The following is a 10,934-nucleotide window of genomic DNA, read 5'->3' as shown; positions in this document are numbered from 1 at the left end:
GCCGGTATCCAGGCTCTGAACCCCTGGATTCTTTTAGAGTTACCCAATAAATATCACCCCGATTAATTACCATTGGTCATTAACCATTTTGATATGTTTTGAACGCATCGCGGTATGAAAAGCTGATGACCCACATAGGCGCCTCGCTCATTCTTGTAAAACAAAGAGTTATTTCTGTGCAGGATAGCCTTCTTCAAGGCCCGTTTACATATATTGTTATCCAGGGGAGCGCCCGCTACACGCAGAAAAAGTGTCAGTTCATTCCAATTCTTTTTCATGTAGTTGATGGCCTTACCCAGACCAGGGTTTGGCTCCACCTTTTTATCCTCGATCATGGATTTGAACCACTTGCTTAACCCATCCATAATGGTCTTGCTGTTCTGCTGATAAAAAGCAAGCCGTTCATCCGGGGGTAAGATTCATTTGTTTGGTCAGAAAATGAAACCCTGTAATTTTTTCTCTGATGATAGCATTGAATGATGTCTTCTTTTCCGCAGCAATGTGCCGGGCTTTTACCAATTTATACGAATAGTGCCATAGGGTTAATTTTTGTTGATTTTTCTTTCCCTATCTGGTTATTTAGCATCAATTTATTAACCTGGATTTAAATGAATATAATGCAGATTACATCTATGAAAATTCAATCTGAGATTTTTAAAAAAACAGGGCTCCTATTTTTCATATTAATTACTTTTTTTACAGTAAATCATACCTTTGCAGACAAGGTGTCACGACCCCTCAATGTGAAAAAAGATATCCCTGCCAGCCTTCTTGGATGGAACAGCGGAGCAGACTATGCCGTGCTTGTTGATAAATCAAAACACAAGGTGATGATCTACAAAAGGGATGACCTCTATAACCCTTATCGGGTATATGACTGCTCCACCGGTGAAAATAATGGCCCCAAGCAGAAAAAGGATGATAAAAAAACCCCTGAAGGAATATATTTTTTTACTCAGAAGCATGAAGGCGCATCCTATGGCCCCATTTACGGGGCAAAGGTTCTCCCCCTGAATTACCCGAACATAATAGACGAGAGAGAAGGTAAAGGGGGGTATGGCATATGGTTTCATGGCACAAACAAGGAGATCAAGCCTAATGACACAAAGGGGTGTGTAGCCCTTAATAATAAAGATATTGAAGAACTCGCAGATATAGTAACCCTTTATGATACACCGGTGATAATAGGCGAAACCATAGAGTATATCCCGGAAGAAAAGATCATGGATCAGAAAAGGGAGATAGAGAATATTGTTGAGTCGTGGCGGAGCGCCTGGGCAGGAAAAGAGATAGATAAATACATGTCTTTTTACAGCAGGAAATTCAAGTCCGGTTCAAAGGGCTGGGAGGCATGGAGGGATTACAAGAAACAGCTGGCAAAACAGTATAAAAAGATAGATGTAGAGGTGAATGATATGAACCTCTTTTCATATAATGGCGTTATAGTGGCAGCATTTGAGCAGAGATACCGGACCTCCGGCTTTGATAGTGTGGGCCATAAAAAACTTTACCTCACCCAGAACAGCAAAGACTGGAAGATTATCGCGGAGACCTTTGATCAGAAAGCAAGGCCAAAGGTGGCATCTGTAACCCCACAAAAGAAAGATGATTTCAGCGAAGTGGATATCAAGGCATTTCTGACATCATGGAAAACAGCATGGGAGAAAAAGGATATCTCAGCCTACATGGCCTGCTATGATAAGGGTTTCAAATCCCGGGGCATGAACATTGATGAGTGGGAAAAACACCGGGACAAACTGAATAAAAGATATGATAAGATCACAGTTGACATCAGCAAACTTAAAATACAGTCCCTTGCATCAGGCGGAAAGGCAAAGGTTACCTTTGTTCAGAAATACAGGGCAGACAATTACAGGGATAATGGGAAAAAGACAATTCTTCTCGTACGGGAGGGAAAAGAGTGGAGGATAATGGAAGAGGATTGGCAGCCGACCAGGTAGCCGCTTCTCAGTCAAAAGGAAGGCATCCCGACTGTAAGGGGTATACAATAATGCTGATCGGGAGCATCGGGAAAATACACTCTTTCAAGATATCCCGGAGGCTTCTAATTTGGACGCTTGTATTTCTCTTTCTATATATCTTAATCTCCATCATTATCATTTATCTCTATTTCGGTTTATTTAGAGAAAACAGGGAAAGGATTTCGGTTATAAAAAGGCTTGAATCGGAGCTCAGTGAAAAGAAGAGAACTCTGGATCAAAATCAACTTTATACAGAGGGTCTGGAGGATTATATAAAAAATCTTCCCAAAGAGGCTGATGGCAGTATTAAAACAGGGCAGGCAAAGGAGATAGATACAAAACAGGAGGCAGCCTCTGTCGCCCAGGATAATAAGGATGTAAAGGGTGGTGCCAGCCCTGAAAAGAAGATACAGACCACTTCTGCAGATATACAGGATATAAAATTCAGAATGGATCAACAGGGGTTGACAGTAGAATTTAAACTGGCAAATAATTTAGCTGCGCAGGGTCAGGCAGAGGGGTATATACATATCTATGCAATTGATAAAAACGGTGAGTACCCCCCTGAATGGAATAAATATCCGGAAAGGCTAAAGAACGGCATACCCTCAGATTACAAAACCGGACAGGAATTCTTGATACAGAGATTCAAAACATACCATCGGCAATATAAGATGCTTGCTGATTTCGAACTGCCCTCTTTTATAAGGATACTTGTGTATGACAGGTCAGGCAGGAATATCCTTGAAAAGGAGATACCAGTCATTGATGTGCCTGCAAATGATTAAAATTTTTCTATCAACCCTATTATCTCTTTTCATTATATGCTCATCGAACATTTATGCCCAGAGAGAGCATTCTGTCCATTTTCAAAACTCCCCCTACGAGCTGAACATCTACAGAATATACGGAAAGGAGCCAGGAAAAACCCTTATGCTCATAGGCGGCATACAGGGGAATGAACCTGGCGGTTTTTTATCTGCCGACTCCTATGCAGACATGAGCCTTAAAAAGGGCAACCTGATAGTTGTACCAAGGGCCAATTTTTATTCAATAATCATGAATGACAGGGGCCCGAACGGTGACATGAACAGAAAGTTCACTCACGAAGACAAGGACCTTAGCATGGAGGACAGGATAGTCACCATACTTAAAAAATTAATAAGCGAGAGTGATTATCTCCTGAACCTCCATGACGGCTCAGGCTACTATCACCCCACATATATCAGCAAATGGCGTAACCCTGACCGCTTCGGGCAGTCGATTATTGCCGACTGTGATAAATACACAGTGCCGGGCACAGAAAGGGTTATACCCCTTGGTGAAATAGCGGAAAAGGTTATTAGCAAAGTAAACCCGCACATAGAAAACGAGCTCTACAGGTTTCATTTCATGAATACCCGCACAGACGCTAATGACAGCCGACACAAGGAGCAGAGAAAATCGGCCACATACTATGCCCTGACAGCACATAATATCCCTTCGTTTGGTGTTGAGACATCCAAGTTTCTCCCTACCATTGACCTTAAGGTACAGTTTCATAATCTTGTCATAAACGCATTTATGGAGGAGTTCGGGATTGTCCCCCAGTCACCCGGTTTTTCACTTGATGCCCCGTCACTTAAATATGTGGTTGTGTCAATAAACAATGAAATCCCCATTGTTATAAAAAAGGGTGAAAAGCTGAATATTGCAAGGGGCGACACAATAAATGTCTCACATATTGAATCCAACTATGAGAGGGGTTTGAGCCTTGACATCCTGGGGTTCGGGGATCTCAACGATTACAGAAAGGATATAACAATCACAAAAGAGACATCCATGATTGTCAGGAAGGATAATGAAAAGTTTGGTGAAATACCCATAAAGGCTAGCAAAGATAAAGTACCTGCTTCAAAGGAAAAACAGGCTGTATTGCCTCCTGAAAAGGTTGAGTCTTTTTCTCTTTCTGTCGCAGGAAAGAGAGTTTTGGTGTCGGAAGGGGGGCAATATGATGTTGTCAGGGGTGAGGTGCTGAAGATACTGGAGGTATACCCGAGGTCATTAACTGACTGCGTGGTCAATTTCAAGGGCTTTGTGGGTGACAGGTTAAATAATACAGGTGAAGACAGGGGATATGATATTGACACCGGGAAAGGCCTTCTTGAGAGATATGCAACAGGCAGCAAGGGTAACATTTACCAGATAGTCGTGACAAGGGATGAAAAGGAGATAGGCCACCTTGATATCAGGCTTATACAGCCTCAAATGGAATACCTTGTTTTAAGGATAAACAGTAACAGGCACGCCCTACTCCGGCCTGATGAATCAATTTCTTTGTCTGTGCAGGACACCCTGTTTTTTGAGGCGGTTGCAACTAACCTTACTGATAATAACCCGGTTTATATTGTTATAAACGGTAAGAAGATAGGTAAAGGCGGGTCAGGCATAACAGGTGAGATATGCAGCGCCAAGAGGAATGAGGTTATCGTAAGAAAGGGAGCCCTTGTCATATCGAGGGTATTTATTGATATTGCAAGATAGCAAGTGCAAAACCATTTCAGCTTTTAACATGCTCCAGGTCAAGTATATTATTCCATGGATCTGCCTTTGTCACCCTTACAAATATCTCTTCTCCTGCTTTTAGGCTGCTCTCCTTTTCACGCTTTATCTCCGCGGTTATGTAAAAATCGGTCAGGATAACCCTGTATCTCCCCTTTAGCAGATCCAGGACTATGGCTGGGAGAGGCTTTCCTTTCCGGGTCTCAAGGTATCTTATGATCAAGTAGTTGTACCTGTTTCGCTTCACAGTGTTGAGGTCTTTGAGTACCGCTGTCACCTGTGTGATGACTTTATCCAGCTCTTCCCTGTTATAAAAGGGTGTCCCCCTGAACATGAAGTTCAGCATCTGACGCTGGCTTACAAGGTCAAAATATCTTCTTATGGGTGACGTCACATTGATGTAGCTGTCAAGGCCAATTCCTGAGTGGGGTTGAGGCTCCACATCAATATTAAGGGGTTGAAGTTTTCTCCTCTGCCTGAATACGTAATAGGTATAGTTCCCGTCTTCAAGCCCCAGTTTTTCAGAGGGCTCCTTCTGTGCCCTGTATATTGTGGGGAGACGGTTATCGCGGCAGAACCTGGCTGCAAGCCAGTTGTAAAGGATCATCATCTCGGCTATCATCATGCGCGATGGTGTCTCCTGGCTAACAAGCCCCATTTTTATGGTATCATCCTTTTCTACCGTGATACTCAATTCAGGCAACGAAAGTATAAGTGCCCCGCCCTGTTCGACCCTGTATCTCTGCCTTTTAAGGGCAAGACTGTAAAGCCAGTGGAAGATGGTATCCTTTTCTGTTTCATAGATATTATTCACATTGTCATAGGTGAGATGCCTTTTGATACAAATAATGGTCGGGACGAACCTGTAGTCAAATATCTCTCCGTTCATGTCAAAATTCACAATTAAAGAGAGTGCCTGCCTTTCACAATCTTTTACAAGGCTCAGCCTGTCGTGTGAAAGCTGAGGCGGAAACATGGGTATCTCTCTTCCGGGTAAATATAGCGATGATGCCCTGAAAAGGGCCTCCTTATCAAGGGTATTCCCGGCATCTATGACTGATGAGACATCGGTTATATGTATCCCGACCTGCATGTGATCCCCATCCCTCTCAATGCTCAGGGCATCATCAAAGTCAAGGGTATTAGCCCCGTCAACCGTAAAGATATCAAGATGGCGCAGGTCTTCATAACCGTTATATGAGACTGTTTTTTTATTCAGTAAAACGGCCTGGTCAATCTGCTCATTGCTGAATGCCTGTGGTATATTGTACCGGATCAGGTCAACATGCTCATCCCTTTCCCATATCCCCATCTTTATAAGGATATTTCTTGCCTCGTCCGTATCGGTAAACCCTGCCCTTTCGAGCAGATCCTTTACAAATTTATATTCCTTTGCCTCCCTCTGGTTAAGGGCAAGGTCTATAAGATTATCGACTATGTATCTTTCCGAGTCATTCGTTATCAGGGCGCCATCCCTTAATGATCTTTTAAGCCAGTCACTCCCTGAAATGAGTTTTTTTTCCTTTTGTCTCTCTTCCTCCTTTTGGAGGATGGTTAATGCTATCTTTTCCTCATGATTAGGGAGAAACTGGCCATCTTTCATCTTGAAAAAGAGCTGGTCTTCAAATAACGCCCTGACAAGGGCCGCAACATGATCGTCAGTAACCTCTTCGCCAAAACAAAGCTGGGCAAGGTATTTGTAATCAAAGCTTTCGTTTTCGTCTTTTATAAGCTCCCAGAGTTCTTTTATGTTGATTTCCGCCTTGAGTGATTCCCTCTTTGTATCTATTTCCTTCAAACGGTGGATAAGCTCTTCTCTTGGCCTCTCTGTTGGAAGTCGTGAAACAGATATATGGGTTGCCCGTTTTTCAGAGAGGTTTACAAGCCTGTTTGAAAGGGTAAGGAGATGGAGTCTCTGCCCCTTATCCTGGATGCAGAGGGCGCAGACAAACCCTCCCTGATCAATATATTCTATTATTTTGCCCTCAGACATGGGTTAAAAATACTTTCTATCTATGAGATTATCGGATCCCTGATTTTTAACCGGCATATCTCCCCATTACAGAAGAGCAGCTCTTTACCTGCGTAAAAGACCGGGGTAGTGATCAGGTTTATTAACTAATCAACCCGCTATGTTTAGCAAGGGATATGCTATATGTCAACAAAGCTTGACATATTTCCTGCTGTTCATTACTTAGTTTTAATACTTACTACCGGAGGGACATGATGAAGGATTCGCCCTTTAAAAAAAGGCTTAAAGGCCTTACAAAAGGCATTGAGGATAAAAATATTGATATGCTATGGATTGTTCAGCCTGAAAACAGGCGATATCTTTCCGGGTTCATGGCACATGATACACAGTTGAATGAATCATCCGGCTCACTCCTTATTACTCAAAAAAAGGCACAGCTTATTACCGATTCAAGGTACACGTTGGTGGCGGAAAAGGAGGCTACTGACTTCAGGGTAATTACCCAGAAGGGGGTCTTTCAGGATGAATTTGTAAAACAGGTGGAAAAGGCCGGGGGTAAGAGCCTCGGGTTTGAAGGGGATCATGTAACCTTCAGCCTTTACAGCGACCTTTCAGCCAGAATTAAAAGAATGAAAAACCCTGTAAAGATGAAAAATATCTCCGGCATGATAGAAAAAATGAGGGAGATCAAGGATGCACATGAGATAGCCCTAATGGAAAGGGCTTCTAAAATGATGTCAGGGGTGCTTGACAGGGTTATTGACTCTGTTAAACCGGGGCAGACTGAAAAGGAGATCGCCCGAAGGATTGAAGAGCTCTCCATTGAGGCAGGGGCAGATGGTATGGCCTTTGAATCAATCGTGGCTTCAGGCCCGAATGCGGCCCTTCCCCATGCGGTGCCTACAGATAGAAGGATAAAAAAGAGGGATCACATCACCTTTGATGTGGGGCTCAGGGTGAATGGGTACTGCTGTGATATGACTCGGACAGTATTTATTGGCCCCCCTGAAAGAAAGATCAAAGAGATATATAAAATAGTCAGGGAGGCCCAGCTTGCAGCGCTCGAATTTGTGAAGCCTGGAGAGATAAGTTCTAAACCCGATTCCATAGCAAGGGATATTATTGGCAAGGCCGGTTATGGCAGTTTTTTCGGCCACTCCCTGGGGCACGGGGTTGGTCTTGCCACCCATGAGGCGCCGAGATTAAGCCCCAGAAACCCTGTTAAACTTGTCGAGGGCATGGTGGTTACTGTTGAACCGGGTATTTACCTCCCCGGCACAGGTGGTGTGCGTCTTGAAGAGATGGTTGTTATAGAAAAGAGTGGGCCGAGGATCTTAACCAGAAACAGCAGGTATTATGATTTTTAAGGGTAATCATATTTATGAAGATTAATGATGCGGATAGTAATGAGCTCCTTGACCAGTTCCTGAGCCATCTGAGGGTAGAGCGGGGGCTCTCAGAAAATACAGTCTCTTCATACAGCGGTGACCTGATCAAGTATTTCGGTTATCTTTCCATGATAAAAAAGAATCCCCTCATGGTAAAGAGGGAGGATATTGCCGAATACACAGGGGCGTTAAAAAAGAACAATGGCTATTCCGCCCGCACAATAGCAAGAAACCTCTCTGCGATTAAGATGTTCTACAGGTTTCTTATTACAGAGGGTAAACTTACTGAAAACCCGGCAAGGCTCCTTGACCCGATAAAACTCCCTGGCAGGCTTCCGGGCACTCTAAGCCATGAAGAGGTGGATAGCCTGCTGGCAGCCCCTGACACAAAAACAGACCTTGGCCAGAGGGACAGCGCAATGCTTGAGCTGCTATACGCAACAGGTTTAAGGGTATCAGAGCTTGTCGGTCTTCATCTTGTTAATCTCAATCTTGAACCGGGGTATATCAGGACCATTGGCAAGGGAGTTAAGGAGAGGATTGTCCCTATGGGTGATAAGGCAAGGGATGCACTCAGGCTTTACCTTTCTTATGGGCGCAGGGAGCTCATCAGGGAGAAAAACAACCCCTTTCTATTCCTCAACGCTAAGGGCTCTTCAATGTCCAGGCAGGGTTTCTGGAAAATAATAAAAAAGTATGGCATAATGGCGGGCATTACAAAAAGGATCACTCCCCACAGCCTGAGACACTCATTTGCAACACATCTGCTTGAAGGGGGTGCAGACCTGAGATCTGTACAGATAATGCTCGGGCACTCTGATATTTCGACAACACAGATTTATACCCATGTGAGCAGGGAAAGGCTTAAGAGAATACACGAAAAATACCATCCCAGGCCGTAACCTGATCTCTTTCTGGCCGTAGGAAATGGCCTGTGTCGGTTGATTATTTATGATTTAATGATCCTGCCTTTTAAAAAAGAGGGGTGCTATGGTCGTGAAAAAATCACGAATCCCTAAGGAAGAGAGCCGGGATTCCCGTCTTGAAAAGCTTAACCGTGAGATAAAGGCCCTTAAAAAAACCAATATGTTTCTCTCATCACTTTATGACGGCATAAGCGAAGAGATAATCGTAATTGACCAGGATTTTTATATTGTTGATGCGAACAGGGCATTTCTTACAAAGGCAGGGCTTGAAAAAAAGGATGTAGCGGGCAGGAGATGTTATGAGATCAAAAGGGCATGGCGGCCCTGTCTGGCAGGAGAGGAGAGGTGCCCGGTAGAAAAGGCCGCAACCGGGGAACCGGTTGAGATAACAGTTACCTATAAAGATGAAAATGGGGAATCACGTGAATATATTGTTATCATGTACCCGCTCATGGCAGAGGATGAGAGCAGAAGGTATTATCTTGAGATCACAAGGGATGTTACCGAATTCCGCCATCTTATACTCAAACTTCAGCGTTCTGAAAAGAGGTTTAAGGCCATCCTGGATACAGCAACAGATGCCATTATAAGCATAGATGAAAACCAGCGCATAATACTCTTTAATAATGCAGCCCAGAAGATATTCGGTTATGCAGGGAGCGAGGTTACAGGGAAGAGCCTTGATACCATTATCCCCCAGAACTCAGAACACTATCAAATCTACCTGGATCATCTCATGGAAAACCAGGAACCGGGTATAACAGGTAGAAATATCTCCCTTAACGCAATGAGGAAAAACGGTGAGTTTTTTCCTGCTGATCTAAGTTTTTCAGTCCTGAATATGGGCGGCAAAAGGACCTTTACCGCTATAATACGTGATATAACCCATCAGCAGCAGATGGAAAGGAAGATGCTGCAGGCCGAACGGCTTGCCTCTGTGGGGCAGGCAGTGGGGCGTGTTGCGCATGAGATCAAAAATCCCCTCATGATTATAGGGGGCTTTACCAGCCAGATAAGGTCGGTTCTTGAAAATAAAAAGGATATCAATAAAATAGACATGGTGCTTGATGAGGTTGCAAGGCTGGAAAGGCTTGTAGCAAATCTTGGCGATTTTACAAAGGAATACAAGCTGGTTATGAGACCGGCTGAAATAAACTCTGTTGTTGAGGATGTCTTGAATATCATTGCAGGGGTATACAGTAATGAAAAATATTATTTTGAGCGATATCAGGCGGATGGGTTATGTGAGATCAACTGTGACCCGGACAAACTGAAGCAGGTGTTTATAAATATCATATCAAACGGTATAGAGGCTATGCCTGAAGGGGGTGTTATCAGGGTAAAGACAGTAAAAATTGAGGGAGGGGTTGAGATATCCATAGGTGATGATGGAAAGGGCATGACCAGTGAAGAGATGAAACATATCTTTGAACCTTTTTATACAACTAGAGAAAAGGGGACAGGCCTTGGCCTGGCCATTTCATATAAGATAGTGCAGGCACATAATGGTGATATATGGGCAGTAAGCGCCCCGAGGAGGGGCACCACCTTTACCATCCAGATCCCGGGGTAAAAAGGGCGTTAAATAGTATCCATCCAGAAAAGGTTATTTCAGTGAAGCTTTTGGCTATCACCTGTCAGCTAACTCTTTGTTTTATATGCCTTTTGCTGAAAGCTGAACGCTGATGGCTGACAGCTAGCATCAAAAAACAACAGTTTTTGGAAGCGGACAAAATAATATCATTGACTAGCTGGGTCAGTAGTGCTATAAACACCCGCTTACATGACGCGGGGTGGAGCAGTCAGGCAGCTCGTCGGGCTCATAACCCGAAGGTCGATGGTTCGAATCCGTCCCCCGCTACCAATAAAAAATTCAAGGGCTTACTCTGAAACGGCGTAAGCTCTTTTTGATTATTACCTGCCTTTTTTGCATACTTGTTTTTCATGAAAAGTTATAAAATTAACTATATTTCACAGACAATAATTGTTTTTCACATAAACGGGGTGTACTGGACCGGAAATAAAAAGGGAGTCAACCCATCTTAGGATTAACTCCCTGTTATTTAAGTTGGCGTCCCCAAGGGGATTCGAACCCCTGTCGCAGGCGTGAAAGGCCTGTGTCCTG

8 protein-coding genes and 1 tRNA gene are annotated in these 10,934 nt (G+C 43.7%); 7 read left to right on the top strand and 2 right to left on the bottom strand.

The annotated features are described in order from the left end of the window. Positions 1 to 62: 62 nt before the first annotated feature. Positions 63 to 365, bottom strand: a complete 303-nt coding sequence (locus GX654_14680; protein ID NLD38109.1) for a transposase — start codon at positions 363 to 365, stop codon at positions 63 to 65. A gap of 267 nt (positions 366 to 632) precedes the next feature. On the opposite strand from GX654_14680, the gene GX654_14675 reads away from it, so the two are divergent. From GX654_14675 to GX654_14665, 3 genes are all read left to right on the top strand, one after another. After that, a complete protein-coding gene (locus GX654_14675) occupies positions 633 to 1,961 on the top strand; it encodes a L,D-transpeptidase family protein (protein NLD38108.1) in 1,329 nt (442 codons plus the stop codon). Beyond that, positions 1,922 to 2,770 carry a hypothetical protein gene (locus GX654_14670; protein ID NLD38107.1) on the top strand — a complete coding sequence of 283 codons (849 nt, stop codon included), beginning with the start codon at positions 1,922 to 1,924 and terminating at the stop codon, positions 2,768 to 2,770. The genes GX654_14675 and GX654_14670 overlap by 40 nt, the downstream gene beginning before the upstream one ends. A 145-nt stretch (positions 2,771 to 2,915) precedes the next feature. Next, complete coding sequence (locus GX654_14665; GenBank protein ID NLD38106.1) at positions 2,916 to 4,505, top strand: hypothetical protein; 1,590 nt, start codon at positions 2,916 to 2,918, stop codon at positions 4,503 to 4,505. Positions 4,506 to 4,521: 16 nt separating this feature from the next. Here GX654_14665 and GX654_14660 read toward each other — a convergent pair whose 3' ends face one another. Beyond that, positions 4,522 to 6,516, bottom strand: coding sequence for an RNB domain-containing ribonuclease (locus GX654_14660; protein NLD38105.1), 1,995 nt, complete (start codon positions 6,514 to 6,516; stop codon positions 4,522 to 4,524). Between the two features lie 230 nt (positions 6,517 to 6,746). Between GX654_14660 and GX654_14655 the strand changes: the two genes are divergently transcribed. The 4 genes from GX654_14655 (at position 6,747) to GX654_14640 (ending at position 10,673) form a co-directional block, all read left to right on the top strand. Further along, positions 6,747 to 7,862, top strand: a complete 1,116-nt coding sequence (locus tag GX654_14655; protein NLD38104.1) for an aminopeptidase P family protein — start codon at positions 6,747 to 6,749, stop codon at positions 7,860 to 7,862. A gap of 14 nt (positions 7,863 to 7,876) precedes the next feature. Further along, complete coding sequence (gene xerD, locus GX654_14650) at positions 7,877 to 8,785, top strand: site-specific tyrosine recombinase XerD (GenBank protein NLD38103.1); 909 nt, start codon at positions 7,877 to 7,879, stop codon at positions 8,783 to 8,785. A gap of 88 nt (positions 8,786 to 8,873) precedes the next feature. Then, positions 8,874 to 10,382 (top strand): PAS domain S-box protein, encoded by a 1,509-nt coding sequence (locus GX654_14645; protein ID NLD38102.1) that lies wholly within the window; start codon positions 8,874 to 8,876, stop codon positions 10,380 to 10,382. A 214-nt stretch (positions 10,383 to 10,596) separates the two neighbouring features. Next, positions 10,597 to 10,673 (top strand) — tRNA-Met (locus GX654_14640). The last annotated feature ends 261 nt before the right edge of the window (positions 10,674 to 10,934 follow it).

Source organism: Desulfatiglans sp., from assembly GCA_012513605.1.
In the GTDB taxonomy this organism is placed as follows: Bacteria; Desulfobacterota; DSM-4660; order Desulfatiglandales; family HGW-15; genus JAAZBV01.
The sequence above is the reverse complement of the archived record's forward strand: the minus strand, read 5'-3'. Positions and strand labels throughout refer to the sequence as shown.